Origin of the sequence: Streptomyces kanamyceticus, assembly GCF_008704495.1 — a bacterium.
Taxonomy (GTDB): Bacteria; Actinomycetota; Actinomycetes; order Streptomycetales; family Streptomycetaceae; genus Streptomyces; species Streptomyces kanamyceticus.
In genome coordinates this window covers 8,033,246-8,050,337 of the sequence record NZ_CP023699.1, presented here as the reverse complement: position 1 = coordinate 8,050,337, position 17,092 = coordinate 8,033,246, and the positions used below count along the sequence as shown (strand labels likewise).

The 17,092-nt window shown below is 72.0% G+C and carries 12 protein-coding genes; 4 read left to right on the top strand and 8 right to left on the bottom strand.

The features are described from left to right. Positions 1-2: 2 nt before the first annotated feature. The 5 genes from kdpB (CP970_RS34995) to CP970_RS34975 are packed head-to-tail and all read right to left on the bottom strand — an operon-like array spanning position 3 to position 5,981. Positions 3-2,144, bottom strand: coding sequence for a potassium-transporting ATPase subunit KdpB (gene kdpB, locus CP970_RS34995; protein WP_055544541.1), 2,142 nt, complete (start codon positions 2,142-2,144; stop codon positions 3-5). Continuing rightward, a complete protein-coding gene (gene kdpA / locus CP970_RS34990) occupies positions 2,141-3,805 on the bottom strand; it encodes a potassium-transporting ATPase subunit KdpA (protein ID WP_055544542.1) in 1,665 nt (554 codons plus the stop codon). The genes kdpB (CP970_RS34995) and kdpA overlap by 4 nt, the downstream gene beginning before the upstream one ends. An 8-nt stretch (positions 3,806-3,813) precedes the next feature. After that, positions 3,814-3,903, bottom strand: coding sequence for a K(+)-transporting ATPase subunit F (gene kdpF / locus CP970_RS34985; RefSeq protein ID WP_055544543.1), 90 nt, complete (start codon positions 3,901-3,903; stop codon positions 3,814-3,816). Then, the gene (locus CP970_RS34980) at positions 3,900-4,085 is read right to left on the bottom strand and encodes a hypothetical protein (protein WP_107098836.1); all 186 of its coding nucleotides are present in this window, start codon (positions 4,083-4,085) and stop codon (positions 3,900-3,902) included. Before CP970_RS34980 ends, kdpF begins: the two co-directional genes overlap by 4 nt. A 54-nt stretch (positions 4,086-4,139) precedes the next feature. Then, positions 4,140-5,981, bottom strand: a complete 1,842-nt coding sequence (locus tag CP970_RS34975) for an APC family permease (RefSeq protein WP_055544544.1) — start codon at positions 5,979-5,981, stop codon at positions 4,140-4,142. A 195-nt stretch (positions 5,982-6,176) separates the two neighbouring features. Here CP970_RS34975 and CP970_RS34970 point away from each other — a divergent pair, with 195 nt between their 5' ends. After that, entirely contained in the window at positions 6,177-8,117 is a 1,941-nt protein-coding gene (locus CP970_RS34970; RefSeq protein WP_055544545.1) for an APC family permease, read from the top strand. On the opposite strand, the gene CP970_RS34965 is transcribed toward CP970_RS34970, so the two are convergent. Both CP970_RS34965 and CP970_RS34960 read right to left on the bottom strand, forming a co-directional pair. Further along, positions 8,050-10,599, bottom strand: coding sequence for a sensor histidine kinase (locus CP970_RS34965; RefSeq protein ID WP_150494391.1), 2,550 nt, complete (start codon positions 10,597-10,599; stop codon positions 8,050-8,052). The two genes, CP970_RS34970 and CP970_RS34965, sit on opposite strands and share 68 nt — an antisense overlap. A gap of 154 nt (positions 10,600-10,753) precedes the next feature. Next, positions 10,754-11,455 carry a bleomycin resistance protein gene (locus CP970_RS34960; protein WP_150494389.1) on the bottom strand — a complete coding sequence of 234 codons (702 nt, stop codon included), beginning with the start codon at positions 11,453-11,455 and terminating at the stop codon, positions 10,754-10,756. Positions 11,456-11,782: 327 nt separating this feature from the next. Between CP970_RS34960 and kdpB (CP970_RS34955) the strand changes: the two genes are divergently transcribed. Then, a complete protein-coding gene (gene kdpB, locus CP970_RS34955) occupies positions 11,783-13,945 on the top strand; it encodes a potassium-transporting ATPase subunit KdpB (RefSeq protein WP_150494387.1) in 2,163 nt (720 codons plus the stop codon). Positions 13,946-13,957: 12 nt separating this feature from the next. On the opposite strand, the gene CP970_RS34950 is transcribed toward kdpB (CP970_RS34955), so the two are convergent. Further along, positions 13,958-14,353 carry a cupin domain-containing protein gene (locus CP970_RS34950; protein WP_055551292.1) on the bottom strand — a complete coding sequence of 132 codons (396 nt, stop codon included), beginning with the start codon at positions 14,351-14,353 and terminating at the stop codon, positions 13,958-13,960. Between the two features lie 52 nt (positions 14,354-14,405). On the opposite strand from CP970_RS34950, the gene CP970_RS34945 reads away from it, so the two are divergent. After that, the gene (locus CP970_RS34945; protein WP_055551290.1) at positions 14,406-15,440 is read left to right on the top strand and encodes a GlxA family transcriptional regulator; all 1,035 of its coding nucleotides are present in this window, start codon (positions 14,406-14,408) and stop codon (positions 15,438-15,440) included. An 81-nt stretch (positions 15,441-15,521) separates the two neighbouring features. After that, positions 15,522-17,081 carry an acetolactate synthase large subunit gene (locus CP970_RS34940; RefSeq protein WP_191094989.1) on the top strand — a complete coding sequence of 520 codons (1,560 nt, stop codon included), beginning with the start codon at positions 15,522-15,524 and terminating at the stop codon, positions 17,079-17,081. The last annotated feature ends 11 nt before the right edge of the window (positions 17,082-17,092 follow it).

The window sequence follows — 17,092 nt, the reverse complement described above, 5'->3', positions numbered from 1 at the left end:
GATCAGCCGATCCCGGGGATGAGGGAGATGAGTACGTCGATGATCTTGATGCCGATGAACGGGGCGACGAGCCCGCCCAGGCCGTAGATCCCGAGGTTGCGCCGGAGCATCTTGTCGGCGCTCATCGGCCGGTAGCGCACGCCCTTCAGCGCGAGCGGCACGAGCGCGATGATGATCAGCGCGTTGAAGATGACCGCGGAGAGGATCGCCGACTCGGGCGACGACAAGTTCATGATGTTGAGCTTGTCGAGCGAGGGATAGGCGACCGCGAACATGGCGGGGATGATCGCGAAGTACTTCGCGACGTCGTTGGCGATCGAGAAGGTCGTGAGCGCGCCCCGGGTGATGAGGAGTTGCTTGCCGATCTCGACGATCTCGATGAGCTTGGTCGGGTTGGAGTCCAGGTCCACCATGTTCCCGGCCTCCTTGGCGGCCGAGGTACCGGTGTTCATGGCCACGCCGACGTCCGCCTGGGCGAGCGCCGGGGCGTCGTTGGTGCCGTCACCGGTCATGGCGACGAGCTTGCCGCCCGCCTGCTCGCGCTTGATCAGCGCCATCTTGTCCTCGGGCGTGGCCTCGGCGAGGAAGTCGTCCACGCCCGCCTCGTCCGCGATCGCCTTGGCGGTCAGCGGGTTGTCACCCGTGATCATGACGGTCTTGATGCCCATGCGGCGCAGTTCGTCGAACCGCTCGCGCATGCCCTCCTTGACCACGTCCTTGAGGTGGATCACTCCGAGGACGCGCGCACCGTCAGCGTCTTCCAGAGCCACAAGGAGCGGCGTGCCACCAGCCTGTGAAATGCGGTCGTTGAGTTCCTGCGCATCCTCGGCGACCTCGCCACCACGTTCCTTGACCCAGGCGATGACCGATCCGGTCGCGCCCTTGCGCACCTTGCGTCCGTCGACGTCCACACCCGACATGCGGGTCTGCGCGGTGAACGGCACCCATTCGGCGCCGGTCAGCTCGCCCTGGTGGCGCTCGCGCAGGCCGTACTTCTCCTTGGCGAGTACGACGATGGAGCGGCCCTCGGGGGTCTCGTCGGCCAGCGAGGAGAGCTGGGCGGCGTCGGCGACCTCGGCCTCGGTGGTGCCGCGCACCGGCAGGAACTCGGCGGCCTGGCGGTTGCCGAGGGTGATGGTGCCGGTCTTGTCCAGGAGCAGGGTCGACACGTCGCCCGCCGCTTCGACGGCCCGGCCCGACATGGCGAGGACGTTGCGCTGGACCAGGCGGTCCATGCCCGCGATGCCGATGGCGGAGAGCAGGGCGCCGATGGTCGTCGGGATGAGGCAGACGAGCAGCGCCGTCAGGACGATCATCGAGGTCTGGTCGTCGGCGCCCGCGTAGATGGCGAAGGGCTTGAGGGTGACGACGGCGAGCAGGAAGACGATGGTGAGGGACGCGAGGAGGATGTTCAGCGCGATCTCGTTGGGCGTCTTCTGCCGGGCGGCGCCCTCGACCAGGTTGATCATGCGGTCGATGAACGTCTCGCCGGGCTTCGTCGTGATCTTGATGACGATGCGGTCGGAGAGGACCTTCGTACCGCCCGTGACGGCCGAGCGGTCGCCGCCCGACTCCCGGATGACGGGGGCCGATTCGCCGGTGATCGCGGACTCGTCGACGGAGGCCACGCCCTCGACGACGTCACCGTCGCCGGGGATGATGTCGCCCGCCTCGCAGACGACCAGGTCGCCGATGCGCAGCTCGGTGCCGGGCACCGACTCCTCGGAGCCGCCGGTCAGGCGGCGCGCGACGGTGTCGGTCTTGGCCTTGCGCAGGGTGTCGGCCTGCGCCTTGCCGCGGCCCTCGGCGACCGCCTCCGCGAGGTTGGCGAAGATCGTGGTCAGCCAGAGCCAGGCGGTGATCGCCCAGCCGAACCAGTCGGTCGGGTCCTTCACGGCGAGCACGGTGGTGACCACCGAGCCGACCAGGACCACGAACATGACCGGGGACTTGACCATGACCCGCGGGTGCAGCTTGCGGACCGCGTCCGGCAGGGACTTGAGGAGTTGGGCGGGGTCGAAGAGGCCCGCGCCCACCTTGCCGTCGTCGGCGGACTTGTTGCCGCTGGGCACGTCCGTGTGCGGGGCGAGGGCGGCGGCCGGAGCGGCTGCCCGCTCTTCTTGCTTCTTTATGGGTGTGCTCATGACGCCAGCCCCTCGGCAAGCGGTCCCAGCGCGAGGGCGGGGAAGTAGGTGAGACCGGTAATGATCATGATGGTGCCGACCAGCAATCCGGTGAAGAGCGGCTTTTCGGTGCGCAGGGTGCCCGCGGTGGCCGGGATCGGCTTCTGCTCGGCGAGCGATCCGGCGAGCGCGAGGACGAACACCATGGGCAGGAAGCGGCCGAGCAGCATCGCGAGGCCGATCGTGGTGTTGAACCAGTTGGTGTCCGCGCTCAGACCGCCGAACGCCGAGCCGTTGTTGTTGGCGCCGGACGTGAAGGCGTACAGGATCTCGGAGAAGCCGTGCGCCCCGCTGTTGAGCATCGAGTCCTTGGGCGTGGGCAGTGCCATCGACACGGCCGTGAAGCCGAGGACGAGGGCCGGGGTGATGAGGATGTAGCAGGCCGCGAACTTGATCTCGCGGGTGCCGATCTTCTTGCCCAGGTACTCCGGCGTACGGCCGACCATCAGGCCCGCGATGAACACCGCGATGATCGCCATGATCAGCATGCCGTAGAGGCCGGACCCGGTGCCGCCGGGGGCGATCTCGCCGAGCTGCATGCCCAGCATGTCGATGCCGCCGCCGAAGCCGGTGTTGGAGGAGTGGAAGGAGTTGACCGCGCCCGTGGAGGTCAGCGTGGTGGCGACCGAGAAGATCGCCGAGCCGCCGATGCCGAACCGGGTCTCCTTGCCCTCCATCGCCCCGCCCGCGAGGTCGAAGGCCGGGCCGCCGTGGTGGAACTCGGTCCACATCATCAGCGCCGTGAAGCCGATCCAGATCGTCGCCATCGTGGCGAGGATCGCGTAGCCCTGCCGGACCGAACCGACCATCTTGCCGAAGGTGCGGGTCAGCGCGAACGGGATGACGAGGATCAGGAAGACCTCGAAGAGGTTCGAGAGTCCGTTGGGGTTCTCGAAGGGGTGGGCGGAGTTGGCGTTGAAGTAGCCGCCTCCGTTGGTGCCCAGCTCCTTGATGACCTCCTGGGAGGCGACCGCGCCGCCGTTCCACTCCTGCTTGCCGCCCATGAACTGGCCGACCTCGTGGATGCCGGAGAAGTTCTGGATGGCGCCGCAGGCGACCAGGACCAGCGCGCCGATCACGGAGATCGGGATCAGGATGCGGACGGTGCCGCGCACCAGGTCGGACCAGAAGTTGCCGAGCTCACCGGTGCGGGAGCGGGCGAAGCCGCGCACGAGGGCCACCGCCACGGCGATCCCCACGGCCGCCGAGACGAAGTTCTGTACGGCGAGGCCGCCGGTCTGCACGACGTGGCCCATGGCCTGTTCGCCGGAGTACGACTGCCAGTTGGTGTTGGCGACGAACGACGCGGCGGTGTTGAACGCCTGGTCCGGGTCGATCGACTTGAAGCCGAGCGATCCGGGCAGCGAGCCCTGGAGCCGCTGCATCAGGTAGAGGAAGAGGACGCCGACCGCCGAGAAGGCGAGGACGCCGCGCAGGTACGCGGGCCAGCGCATCTCGGTGTCGGGGTTGGCGCCGATGGCCTTGTAGATCCACTTCTCCGCGCGAAGGTGCTTCTTCGAGGAGTAGACGTGGGCCATGTAGTCGCCGAGCGGGCGGTATGCGAGGGCCAGCGCCGCTATCAGCGCCAGCAGCTGGAGCACACCAGCAAGAACGGGGCTCATATCTGTGCTCAGAACCTCTCCGGGAAGACGAGGGCGAGGACGAGATAACCCAGCAGGGCGACGGCCACGATCAGGCCGACGATGTTCTCGGCAGTCACAGCTTGGTCACCCCCTTGGCGACGAGTGCCACCAGCGCGAAAACCGCGATCGTGGTGACGACGAAGGCCACGTCGGCCATCGTGAGCTCCTGAGGAAGGAAGTGGATGGATGAACTACTTGGTCTGACGATTAGAGGAAACCGCTGTTTCGGCCGGATCCCGCCGCCGTTGACGCCGTCCATACGCCGTCAAGAGGCCTCTTGACGGCTCTCTTACGACCGCTGGCGGCGCCCCTGTCAGGAGAGCCGGAAACGCAGCCTGCAGATGGCCGCGTCGGTGTCCCTGCGGACCGCGTGGGCGACCACCGCGCCGCGCTGGTTCTGCAGGATCCGCTGCCAGGCGCGGGCCGGCTCGACCTCGGGGATCAGCACGGTGACGCGGGTGCCGGGCCGGGCCGCCTCGATCTCCCGTACGTACGCGGCGATGGGCCTGCCGATGGTGCGGCGCTCGGCGGGAACGCGGACCAGGTCCACACCCGGGCCCCACAGCGCCCAGTCCCGCTCCAGGGCCTCGACCTGCGCCCGGTCCTCCGGGTCGGTGTGGCAGACGGTCACCGCGCGGACCTCGTCGCCGAGCGAGACGGCGGCGGTCAGGGCCTCGCTGGTCAGGCGGGACAGGGAGGAGACGGGGACGATCACGAGGGAGCGGTCGCGGTGCGGGCACTCCGGTACCCGGCCAAGGCCCAGCCGCTCGCCGATGCGGGCGTAGGCCCGGTGGACGGTCTCGAAGGCGGCGACCAGGAGGGGCAGGGCGACCACGATCAGCCAGGCGCCGTCGTGGAACTTGGTGGCGGTGACGACGACCGCGCTGACGCCGGTGAGGACCGCTCCCAGGCCGTTCAGGAGGGCCTTGCCGAGCCACTTCGGGCCGCGCTCGCGGTGCCAGTGCAGGACCATGCCGGTCTGCGCGATGGTGAAGCCGACGAAGACGCCGATGGCGAAGAGCGGCACGAGGGTGTTGGTGTCGCCGCCGGAGAAGACGAGCAGGGCGGCGGAGATCGCGGCGAGGGTCAGGACGCCGTGCCGGTGGACCTGGCGGTCGGCCTTGAGGGCGAAGACGTGCGGCAGGAAGTTGTCGCGGGCGAGCAGCTTCAGGAGGACGGGCAGGCCGCCGAAGGAGGTGTTCGCGGAGAGGGCGAGCAGGATCATCGTCGCGAACTGGATGACGTAGAAGGCCCAGTTGTGGCCGAGGGAGGCGTCCGCGAGCTGGGCGAGCACGGTGACGCCCTCGACGGGCTGCAGGTGGAAGCGGGAGATCAGCACGGCGAGGCCGATCAGCATGACGCCGAGTACGGCACCGAGGGCGATCTCCGCGTGCTGGGCGCGCTTGGCGCGCGGGGCGCGGAAGGACGGCACGGCGTTGGCGATGGCCTCGACGCCGGTCAGCGCGGAGCAGCCGGAGGCGAACGCCTTGAGCAGCAGCAGCGCGCCGACGGTGGTGGCGTTGTCGGCGACGACCGAGGCATGGCCCCGCGCGGCCTCGGTGCTGACCGGGGACGAGCGGAAGAGGCCGACGGCTATCAGGGTGAGCATCGAGAGGACGAAGACCGCGGTCGGGGCGATGAAGGCCCGTGCGGAGTCGACGATGCCGCGCAGATTGATGCCGGTGATCAGGACGAGCACGGCCAGGCAGAGCCACAGGCGATCGCCGTACAGCTCGGGGAAGGCCGAGGTCAGGGCGGCGACACCGGCGGTGACGGCGACCGCGACGTTCAGGACGTAGTCGAGGACGAGCGAGGCGGCGGCGACCAGGCTGGTGCGGCGGCCGAGGTGCGTCTTGGCCACGGCGTAGGAGCCGCCGCCGTCGGGGAAGGCGGCGATCACCTGGCGGTAGGAGGCGACGAGGACCGCGAGCAGGGCGGCGATCGCGAGGGTGACCGGGAGGGTGAAGCCGAGGCCGTAGCCGCCCGCGGCGGCCAGCACGAGCACGATCGCCTCGGGGCCGTACGCGACGGACGCCATCGCGTCGAGGGACAGGGCCGCGAGCCCGGTGACGGCGGTGAGCCGGTGCTTCTCACCGGTATCGGGCGGTTCCTCGTCGAGGGGGGTGGTCCCCGGCTTGCTGGTCAGGACGGACATGCGCGTACTCCTTCTGGGGCCCCGGGGGCTCGGGGGCGGATGGACCCCGCGCTGCGGCGCGTACGAGTCCGGCCGTGGGCAGGTGCGCCCAGGTTCTGTCCGGTTCCGCGCGCAAAAGCGCTTTCCTTGCGCGTTCTTCGCGCGGAACGGCCCGGTCTTCACGCACTCTTGACGCCCCCGCGCGACGATGTGCGCATGACCGCGAAGTCCCCGCACCCTCTGCGCGCCTGGCTCCTCGAAGGTCTGACCGAGCTGTCCGCCCGGCACCAGGGCCCGCACGGCACCCCGCCCGCCGAGCACCAGGGCCACAAGTGGTGGCGCGTGATGTGTCTGACCGGCGTGGACTACTTCTCCACGCTCGGCTACCAGCCGGGCATCGCGGCCCTCGCCGCCGGACTGCTCTCGCCGCTCGCCACCCTGGTCCTGATCGCCCTGACGCTGCTCGGCGCGCTGCCGGTCTACCGCAGGGTGGCCAAGGAGTCGCCGCACGGCGAGGGCTCGATCCACATGCTGGAGCGGCTGCTCCCCTGGTGGTCGGGGAAGATGTTCGTCCTCGTCCTGCTCGGGTTCGCCGCCACGGACTTCATCATCACCATCACGCTGTCCGCCGCCGACGCCTCCGCGCACGTCGTGGAGAACCCCTTCGCCCCGCACTGGCTGGACGGCGAGAACGTCCTGATCACCCTCGTCCTGATCGCGGCGCTCGGCGCGGTCTTCCTCAAGGGGTTCCGCGAGGCGATCGGCGTCGCCGTCGCCCTGGTCGGCGTCTTCCTCCTGCTCAACCTCATCGTGCTCGCCACCTCGGTGTGGCTGGTGCTCAGCGAGCCGGTGCGCGTCGGCGACTGGTGGAGCGCGATGACGGCCGAGCACTCCTCGCCGTTCGTCATGGTCGGCGTCGCGGTGCTCGTCTTCCCGAAGCTGGCGCTCGGCATGTCCGGGTTCGAGACCGGGGTGGCGGTGATGCCGCAGGTCCGGGGCGACGACACGGACACCTACGAGAAACCGGCGGGCCGGATCAGGGACACCCGCAAGCTGCTGACCACGGCGGCGCTCCTGATGAGCTGCTTCCTGCTGCTCTCCAGCCTGGCGACGACGATCCTGATCCCGCAGGACGACTTCGAGAAGGGCGGCCCGGCCAACGGGCGGGCCCTCGCCTATCTGGCGCACGAACACCTGGGCGAGGTGTTCGGCACGCTCTACGACGTCTCGACGATCGCCATCCTGTGGTTCGCCGGGGCCTCCGCGCTCGCCGGGCTGCTCAACATCGTGCCGCGCTACCTGCCGCGCTACGGCATGGCGCCCGAGTGGACGCGGGCGGTGCGGCCGCTGGTCCTCGTCTTCATGGCGATCGCGGTGGGCATCACGCTCTGGTTCAACGCCGACGTCGACGCGCAGAGCGGCGCGTACGCCACCGGCGTCCTCGTCCTGATGCTGTCCGCCGCCTTCGCCTCGACGGTCGCCGTGCGCCACCGGGGGCACCGGGCGGCCACCCTCGGCTTCGGCCTGATCACCGCCGTGTTCGCGTACACCCTGGTCACCAATGTCGTCGAGCGGCCCGACGGCATCAAGATCGCGGCGCTCTTCATCCTCGGGATCGTCCTGACGTCCTTCGCCTCGCGGGTGCACCGGGCCTTCGAACTGCGGGCGACGGGCGTGGTGTTCGACGAGACGGCGGCGCGGCTCATCGACGAGGTCGCCGCGTCGGGCCCCGTGCGGATCATCGCCAACGAACCGCAGGAGCACAGCACCGCCGAGTACCGCGCCAAGGAGTACAGCCAGCGCGAGCAGACCCACATCCCGGGCGGCAAGCCCGTGCTCTTCCTGGAGGTCCTGGTCCACAACTCCTCCGACTTCACCACCTCGCTGACGGTGTGCGGCGACGAGAAGCACGCTTCGCGCAGGCTGCGGGTGACGGGGCCCGGGGTGCCCAACACCATCGCGGCGGTCCTGATCGAGATCCGCGACCGCACCGGCCAGGTCCCGCACGCCTACTTCAACTGGACCGAGGGCAACCCGCTCAGCCATCTGCTGCGCTTCCTCGTCTTCGGCGACGGCGAGGTCGCCCCCGTCACCCGGGAGGTGCTGCGCCGGGCCGAGCCGGACCCGGAGCGGCGGCCGCGGGTACACGTGGGCTGAGGTCCGCGGGCCACTCCGCGCAGGGCAGTGACAGCACCATCGTGAGCCCGCCGCCCGGGGTGTCCTCCGGGGTGAGCGTGCCGTCCATGGCCTCGGTCAGACCGCGCGAGAGCGCGAGTCCGAGGCCGAGCCCGGTGCTGTTGTCGGTGTCGCCGAGCCGCTGGAACGGTTCGAAGAGCCGCTCGCGGCCCGTCGGAGGCAGTCCGGGGCCCCGGTCGACGACGCGCAGTTCGACGCGGTCGGCGAGCGCGCTCGCCGAGACGAGGACCGGCTCGTGGGGCGGCGAGTGGCGGACCGCGTTGCCCATCAGGTTGGCGAGCACGCGCTCCAGGAGGGGCGGGTCGGCGAGGACGGCGGGGATCCCCTCCAGATGCTGCGTCTCGATGCGGGGCCCGCCCTCCGGCAGCGCGTCGAGGGCGGGCGCCAGGACCTCCTCCAGGGCGGTGGCCCGGAGTTTGAGGGTGAGCGCGCCCGCCTCCAGCCTGCTCAGGTCGAGGAGGTTCTCCACCAGGCGGTCCAGCTTGGCGAGGGACTCGTCGGCGGTGGCGAGCAGCGCGTCGCGGTCCTCGGCGGAGAACTGGACGTCGCGGCTGCGCAGCGAGGCGACGGCGGCCCATCCCGCGGCCAGCGGGGTGCGCAGGTCGTGGCCGACCGCCCGCAGCAGCGCGGTGCGCATCCGGTCGGCGGCCTTGACCGGCTCGACCTCGGCGGCGGCCTCGGCCAGCCTGGCGCGCTCCAGGGCGGCGCCGACGTGTGCGGCGAAGGCGGCGAGGACGCGGCGCGCGGAGGACGGCAGCGGGCGTCCTCGCAGCACCAGGAAGGAGCCGGTGCCGACCGGCACGCCGACCAACGCCCCGTCGCTATCGGGGAGTTCGTCGACGAGTTCGGCGGACTCCATGCCGAAGGTCTCCCTGGTGCGTTCCAGGAGCGCGGGGATGGCATGGTCGCCGCGGACGATGCTGCCCGCCAGCGAGGACATCGTCTCGGCCTCCGCGGTGGCGCGCGCCGAGCGCCGGGAGAGCCGCAGCGAGCGGTCCACGACGGCGGCCACGGTGGCCGCGACGACGGCGAACACCCCGAGCGCGACCATGCTGTTGGGGTCGCCGAGAGTGAAGTGGCCGATCGGCGGCATGAACCAGTAGTTGAGCAGCAGCGACGCCGTGACCGAGGCGAGGACGGCGGAGGCGACGCCGCCGATGCAGGCCACGCCGACCACGGTGAGCAGGAAGAGCAGCGCCTCGCTGGTGAGGTTCAGGGTGCCGCGCATCCCGTCGAGCGCGAGGGTGGCGGTGAGGAGCAGCGGCAGGACGAGTCCCGCGACCGGGCCCGCGATCAGGCGCGAGTGCGGCAGCGTACGGCGCAGGGAGGGCAACACCCGGCCGCCGCCCGCGCGTTCGTGCGTGACCATGTGGACGTCGATGTCGTCGGAGAGCGCGACGACGGTCTCGCCGATGCCGCTGCCGGTCAGGAAGCGCTCCAGGCGGCCGCGTCTGCTGGTGCCGAGGACGAGCTGGGTGGCGTTCTCCGCGCGGGCGAACTCGACCAGGGAGGTGGGCACGTGGTCGCCGACGACCGAGTGGTAGCTGCCGCCGAGGCTCTCCACCAGGCGGCGCTGGCGGACCAGGGCGGCGTGCGAGGCCCCCGCGGCGAGGCCGTCGCTGCGGGCCACGTGCACGGCGAGCAGGTCGCCCCCGGAGTGCGGGGCGCCGAGGGTGCGGGGCAGATCGCCGATGCGGGCGGCGCGGCGGATCAGGGTCTCGCCCTCGGGGCCGCCGGTGAGCGCGACGACGACGCGCTCGCGGGCCTCGCGGACGCCGTCGCCGCCGTGCTCGCTCCGGTGGCTCCTGAGCTGCTCGCCGACGTGTCCGGCCAGCCAGCGCAGGGCCAGTTCGCGCAGCGCGGTGAGGTTGCCGGGGCGGAAGTGGTGGGCGAGGGCCGCGTCCATGTCCTCGGGGGCGTGGATACCGCCGTGCGCCATGCGGCGGCGCAGCGCCTCGGGGTCCATGTCGACCAGCTCGATCTGCCGGGCGCGGCGGACGACGCGGTCGGGGACGGTCTCGGTGACGGGCACCCGGGTGATCTTCTCGACGACGTCGTTGAGGGACTCCAGGTGCCGGATGTCGACGGCGGTGATGACGTCGACACCGGCCGCGAGGAGCTCCTCGATGTCCTGCCAGCGGCGCGAACGGCGGCCGCCTCCAGGGGTGTTGATCTCCGCGAGGTCGTCGACGACGGCGAGGCGCGGGCGGCGTGCGAGCAGTGCCGCGAGGTCGAGGCCGCCCCCGGCGGACGGCAGCACCTCCAGGCCCGCGAGCATCGCCTCGGTGTGCGGGCGGCCGTGGCACGCGACGGCCCCGACGACCACGTCGGTGCCGCGGGCGGCCCTGCGGTGCGCCTCGTCGAGCATGCGGCAGGTCTTGCCGACGCCGGGGGCCGCCCCCAGATAGACCTTCAGCGCTCCGGGTCGTACGTCATCGCTCATGGCACCCCTTGGTCCGGCGGGGCGGTTTCCCGGGCGGATGCCCTTGGGGGAGCGTGCCTCACGCCCTCCCCCAAGGGCCGCCGGGGACACGGGCCTTGACGCGGTCCTGGCGTCGCGAGCGGGGACTTTGACGAGGCTCTGACGTGCGGGGGACTCAGTCCCGCAGCTCGGCGAGGCGCGCGAGGGCGTCGTGTGTCGACTCCCTTTCCCCGTCGGTGAGTTCGACCCCGGCCGCGCGGGCGAGGAAGCTCTCGGCCAGGGTGTCGTCGCCGATCCGCTGGGCGATGTCGCCGCGCAGGACGAGCAGGCGCACTTCCTGTTCGGGCGTGGGCCGCTCGTCCGTCAGGCCGAGCGCGCGATCGATGATCTTCGCGGCCCCCGGCAGGTCCTCCTTGGAGTCGGCGAACAGGTCCGCCGTGTGCAGGGCGCGCGCGAAGGTCCCCTTGGGCGCGGGGCGCATCGACTGGTCCTCGCCGATCGCCTGCCCGACGCGGATGCTGTTGCCGCCGGGGTCGCTCATCAGGAACTGCCGCATTCCGTACGACATGTCCTTGAGCGGTCCGATGCGGGGCAGCCCCCGGGCGGGGATCCTGCCGTACGCCGCCTTGAGCCCGGCGCGGAAGGCGGCGTGCAGTGCCGCCACGTCGTCGGTGAGGACGTAGCAGCCGGAGTAGGACTCCTTCGGGTCGTACCCCTTCATGGCGAAGAACTGCAGCTCGATGGCGCCTCGCTCGAAGGCGGCGTAGGCGTACGGGCTCTTTTGGAGGTAGGTCGTCTCGAAACCCAGCGCGGTGTAGAAGTCGACCACCGGCTGGATCTCCTGGCACGGGAGGAGGGGGATGGTTTTCTCTGGCATGCGGGCCAGTCTAGTCAAATTTGAGTAGAAAGCGCTCGGAGGAGACCGCGCAGAGCTGATCGATGGTCCGGTGAACGGGCTGGCCCGACGGCGGTGACCGTCCGGCCGCGACCCCCCTCGTGGTCCCGGCCGGACGGTCACCGCCCCCCGCGCCGATCAGTCTGCGGGGTGGCGCACACCGGTTCGAGTCGCCTTGATGCCGCCCTGACGCCTCGCCCCGCCCCCTTGACGCAGGCTTGACGCGCGGTGCGACGCGTCCGTAAGAGAGCCGCAAATACCCCACGTCACAGGGGTTTTGAGGGTCCCCGGAGCCATAGATTCCCCCGCATGCCCTCCGCCGCCCCCACCCACACCCCCGCTCCCGCTCCCGTCGCGCCCGCTCCCCCGCCCCCGCCCGCCGTACGCCGCTCGGCGCGGCGCCGCCCCGCCGGGCTCTTCCAGCCGCGCCATCTGCTCGCCGCCCTCCCGGAGGCCGTACGGAAACTGCATCCGCGCGCGCTCGTCCGCACCCCCGTGCTGTTCGTCGTCGCCGTCGGCGCCGTGCTCACCACGCTCTCCGCGCTCCTCCACCCCGCGGTGTTCACCTGGGTCATCGGCGGCTGGCTGTGGCTCACCGTGCTCTTCGCCAACCTCGCGGAGGCGGTCGCCGAGGGCCGCGGCAGGGCGCAGGCCGCCTCGCTGCGCAAGGCGCGCACGGACACGGTGGCGCTGCGCCTGCGCGACAACTGGCGGGTCGGCACGGACGTCGGCCACGCCACGACGGAGGCCGTGTCCGCCGCCGAGCTCCAGCCCTTCGACTTCGTCGTCGTCGCGGCGGGCGGGACGATCCCGGCCGACGGCGAGGTCGTCGAGGGCGTCGCGGCGGTCGACGAGTCCGCCGTCACCGGCGAATCGGCGCCCGTCATCCGCGAGTCGGGCGGCGACCGCAGCGGGGTCACCGGCGGCACGACGGTACTGTCCGACCGCATCGTCGTGCGGGTCACGTCCCGGCCCGGCAACTCCTTCCTCGACCGCATGATCGCGCTGGTCGAGGGCGCCGCCCGGCAGAAGACGCCCAACGAGATCGCGCTGAACATCCTGCTCGCCGCGCTCACCGTCGCGTTCATCCTGGTCGTCGTCTCGCTCCAGCCCATGGCCTCGTACGCGGGGGCCGCCCAGTCGACGACGGTCCTGGTGGCCCTGCTCGTCACGCTCATCCCGACGACGATCGGCGCGCTGCTCTCCGCCATCGGCATCGCGGGCATGGACCGGCTCGTCCAGCGCAACGTCCTCGCGATGAGCGGGCGCGCGGTCGAGGCGGCGGGCGACGTCAACACCCTGCTGCTCGACAAGACGGGCACCATCACGCTCGGCAACCGCGAGGCCGCGGCCTTCGTGCCGCTGCCCGGCATCGACGGACTCGCCCTCGCGGACGCCGCCCAGCTCTCCTCGCTGGCCGACGAGACCCCCGAGGGCCGCTCCGTGGTCGTCCTCGCGAAGAACGCGTACGGCCTGCGGGAGCCCGCGGACGGGGAGCTGGGCCACACGCGGTTCGTGCCGTTCAGCGCGCAGACCCGCATGAGCGGCGTCGACATGGGCTGGGAGAACGGGGCGCTCTGCGCGATCCGCAAGGGCGCGGCGGCCCAGGTGATCGCGTGGGTGGAGAGCTACGGCGGGCGCGTGCCGCGCGAGGCGCGCGAGTACACCGACGCGATCGCGCAGGCGGGCGGCACCCCGCTGCTCGTCGCGGTGCACGACGGGGACGGGCCGCGGGTGCTCGGCGCGATCCAGCTCAAGGACGTCGTCAAGGACGGGATCAGGGAGCGCTTCGCCGAGCTGCGCCGCATGGGCATCCGCACCGTCATGATCACCGGCGACAATCAGCTGACGGCCCGCGCGATCGCCCAGGAGGCGGGCGTGGACGACTACTTGGCGGAGGCGACGCCCGAGGACAAGCTGCTGCTGATCAAGCGCGAGCAGGAGGGCGGCAAGCTCGTCGCGATGACCGGTGACGGCACCAACGACGCGCCCGCGCTCGCCCAGGCCGATGTCGGCGTGGCCATGAACACCGGTACCTCCGCCGCCAAGGAGGCCGGGAACATGGTGGACCTGGACTCCAACCCGACCAAGCTCATCGAGATCGTCGAGATCGGCAAGCAACTCCTCATCACCCGGGGCGCGCTCACCACCTTCTCGATCACGAACGACGTCGCGAAGTACTTCGCGATCATCCCCGCCATGTTCGCCGGGGCCTATCCGGGCCTGGAGTCGCTGAACGTCATGGGCCTGCACAGCCCGACCTCCGCGATCACCTCGGCGATCATCTTCAACGCGCTGATCATCGTCGTCCTGATCCCGCTGGCCCTGCGCGGAGTCCGCTACGTACCGGCCTCCGCGCAGGACCTGCTGCGCCGCAACCTGGCCGTCTACGGCCTGGGCGGGCTCATCGCGCCGTTCGTCGGGATCAAGCTGATCGACCTGCTGATCGCGACGGTCCCCGGTCTCGCGTAGCCACGCGGGGCTTCAGACGGTGAGCGCGTGCCCCGTCGTCGCGTCCACGTGGTCCGGGATCTCGTCGTGCCGGTCGCCCACCGTCAGGGTCCCGCTGGGCTCGAAGAGGAGGATGCGCGCGCCGTCCGGGGCGTACGGCTTGTGCTCGACGCCGGACGGGACGGTGAAGACCGAGCCCGCGGGGAGCGTGACCCGGCGCTCCCCCGCCGGTTCGCGCAGGTCGATGTGGAGCTCGCCGCCGAGTACGAGGAAGAACTCGTCGGTGTCGTCGTGGACGTGCCAGAGGTGCTCGCCCTCGACCTTCGCGACGCGTACGTCGTAGTCGTTGACCCGCGTGACGATGCGCGGGCTCCACAGGGCGTCGAAGGAGGCGAGGGCCTGGTCGAGGGAGAGGGGTTCGGTGCTCATGCAGCGATCCTCGGCCGTGCGGGCCACGGGGTGTGAGTGCTAGAAATCGCACATGCCACAAGGATCCTCGCAGCCGCCGCCCGGCCGCCTCCACCGCGTCGTGGTGATCGTCGACGAGAACTCCAACCCCTTCGAGCTCGGCTGCGCCACGGAGGTCTTCGGCCTGCGCAGGCCCGAACTCGGCCGCGAACTCTATGACTTCACGCTCTGCTCGCCGGAGCCCGGCACCCTGATGCGGGACGGGTTCTTCACGCTCACCGGAGTCGCGGGGCTCGAAGCGGCCGACTCCGCGGACACCCTGATCGTGCCCAACAGGCCCGACACCGAGGTCCCGCGGCGGCCCGCCGTCCTGGACGCCGTCCGCGGGGCGCACGCGCGCGGGGCCCGCTTGGTGGGCTTCTGCAGCGGCGCCTTCACCCTCGCCGAGGCCGGGGTGCTCGACGGGCGCAGGGCCACCGCGCACTGGCAGTGGGCGGACGCCTTCCGGGAGCGGTTTCCGGCCGTGCGGCTCGAACCGGACGTGCTCTTCGTCGACGACGGGGACATCCTCACCGCGGCGGGCAGTTCGGCCGCCCTCGATCTGGGGCTGCACATCGTACGGAGGGACTTCGGCGCCGAGGTCGCCAACTCCGTGAGCAGGCGACTCGTCTTCGCGGCCCACCGGGACGGAGGCCAGCGGCAGTTCGTGGAGCGGCCCGTTCCGCAGGTGCGGGACGAGTCGCTCGCCCCGCTGCTCGCCTGGGCGCAGGAGCGGCTCGGGGAATCCCTCTCCGTGCCGGGTCTCGCGGCACGCGCGGGGGTCAGCCCCGCCACCTTGCACCGCCGCTTCCGCGCCCAGCTCGGCACCACCCCGCTGGCCTGGCTCACCGGCGAGCGCGTGGCCCTGGCCTGCCGACTCATCGAGCGCGGCGAGGAACGTCTGGACGTCGTCGCGCGCCGCAGCGGCCTCGGTACGGCCGCCAATCTGCGCGCCAGGCTGCGCCGCGAGACGGGGCTCAGCCCGAGCGACTACCGGCGCAGGTTCGGCCCGGGCGGGCCCGATCCGGCTGGCCGGATCCCGGCTGCCGTCCAGGACCGGACTCCGTGAAGACTGGCACCCCTCCCACGCGCCGGACGTCGGCCACCGACGCTCCCGCGCACCCTGCCCACCGAGCAGAGGCGGATCGCCATGCCGAACGGAGCGCAGATCCTGATCGACGGACTCGTGGGCGCGGGGGTCCGCGCCTGCTTCGCCAATCCGGGGACCTCCGAGATGCACTTCGTGGCGGCTCTTGAGGACGTGTCCGAACTGCGGCCCGTGCTCTGCCTCTTCGAGGGCGTGGCCACGGGCGCGGCCGACGGGTACGGGCGGATGACGGGACGGCCCGCGTGCACGCTCCTGCACCTGGGCCCGGGGCTCGCGGGCGGCCTCGCCAACCTGCACAACGCGCGGCGCGCCGCGACCCCGCTGGTCAACGTCGTCGGCGACCACGCGCTGCGCCACAAGCGGCTCGACGCGCCCCTGGAGTCCGACATCCAGGCGCTCGCCGGTACGGTCTCGGGCTGGACCCGGCGTACGTATCACGCCGCCGAACTCGCGGGCGACGTCGCGGACGCGGTGGCCGCGGCGACCGGGCCGCCCGGGCGCATCGCGACCCTGGTGGTGCCCGCCGACGTGTCCTGGTCGGACGCGGGCGACCCGCCCGCCGCCGCGCGGCCCGGCCCCGCCCGGCGCGGGCTCGTCTCGGTGGACGCGGTGACCGGCGCCGCCGACGCGCTGCGGAGCGGCAAGAGCGCGGCCGTGCTGCTGGGCGGCGAGGCCGTGCGCGGGGCCGGGCTCGCGGCCGCGGCGCGGATCGCCGCGGCGACCGGCGCGGCGCTGCTGTACGAGACGTTCCCCGCCCGCGCCGAGCGCGGCGCGGGTCGCCCCGTCGTCGAGCGGCTCCCCTATCTCCCCAGCGACGCGCGGCGCCGCCTCGCGGGCGTACGGCACCTGGTGCTCGCCGGGGCCGCTTCGCCCGTCGCCTTCTTCGCCTATCCCGGGCAGGACGGCGCTCTGGTGCCCGAGGGGTGCGAGGTGCACACGCTCGCGGCGGGCCCGGAGGACGTGACGGCGGCGCTCGCGGGGCTCGCGGAGGTGCTGGGGCCCGGGTCCCCCGTACGGGAGGAGGCCGCGCGGCCCGCGCTGCCCTCGGGTGACCTCACCGCCGAGTCGGCGGCCGCCGTGATCGGGGCGCTGCTGCCCGAGGGTGCCGTGGTCGTCGACGAGGCCAACACCTCCGGGCTCTGGCTGCCCGGCGCGACGGCGGGCGCGCCGCCGCACGACTGGCTGACGCTGACCGGCGGGGCGATGGGGCAGGGCCTGCCGCTCGCCGTGGGCGCCGCGGTGGCCTGCCCCGACAGGCCCGTGCTCGCGCTGGTCGGGGACGGCGCCGCGATGTACACGGTGCAGGCGCTGTGGACGCAGGCCAGGGAAGGGCTCGACATCACGACCGTGGTCTTCGACAACCGGTCGTACGCGATCCTGAATCTGGAGCTGGCGGCGGTGGGGGCCCACACGGCGGGGGCCCGGGCCCGTCGGCTGCTCGACCTCTCGGGCCCGCCCCTCGACTTCGTCGCGCTGGCGCGCGGCATGGGCGTTCCCGCCGAACGGGCGGAGACGGCCGAGGAGTTCGCGGCCCTCCTGAAGCGGGGCCTCGCGGAGCCGGGACCCTTCCTGATCGACTGCGTGGTGCCGTCCCTGGTGTGATCCCCGTGCGG

Bases quoted from the DNA above. Each gene is read 5' to 3' on its own strand.
- CP970_RS34965 (WP_150494391.1), bottom strand. From the start codon at position 10,599: ATGAGCGATGACGTACGACCCGGAGCGCTGAAGGTCTATCTGGGGGCG.
- kdpA (WP_055544542.1), bottom strand. From the start codon at position 3,805: ATGAGCCCCGTTCTTGCTGGTGTGCTCCAGCTGCTGGCGCTGATAGCG.
- kdpB (WP_150494387.1), top strand. From the start codon at position 11,783: ATGCCCTCCGCCGCCCCCACCCACACCCCCGCTCCCGCTCCCGTCGCG.
- CP970_RS34975 (WP_055544544.1), bottom strand. From the start codon at position 5,981: ATGTCCGTCCTGACCAGCAAGCCGGGGACCACCCCCCTCGACGAGGAA.
- CP970_RS34980 (WP_107098836.1), bottom strand. From the start codon at position 4,085: ATGGACGGCGTCAACGGCGGCGGGATCCGGCCGAAACAGCGGTTTCCT.
- kdpB (WP_055544541.1), bottom strand. From the start codon at position 2,144: ATGAGCACACCCATAAAGAAGCAAGAAGAGCGGGCAGCCGCTCCGGCC.
- CP970_RS34970 (WP_055544545.1), top strand. From the start codon at position 6,177: ATGACCGCGAAGTCCCCGCACCCTCTGCGCGCCTGGCTCCTCGAAGGT.
- CP970_RS34940 (WP_191094989.1), top strand. From the start codon at position 15,522: ATGCCGAACGGAGCGCAGATCCTGATCGACGGACTCGTGGGCGCGGGG.
- CP970_RS34960 (WP_150494389.1), bottom strand. From the start codon at position 11,455: ATGCCAGAGAAAACCATCCCCCTCCTCCCGTGCCAGGAGATCCAGCCG.
- CP970_RS34950 (WP_055551292.1), bottom strand. From the start codon at position 14,353: ATGAGCACCGAACCCCTCTCCCTCGACCAGGCCCTCGCCTCCTTCGAC.
- CP970_RS34945 (WP_055551290.1), top strand. From the start codon at position 14,406: ATGCCACAAGGATCCTCGCAGCCGCCGCCCGGCCGCCTCCACCGCGTC.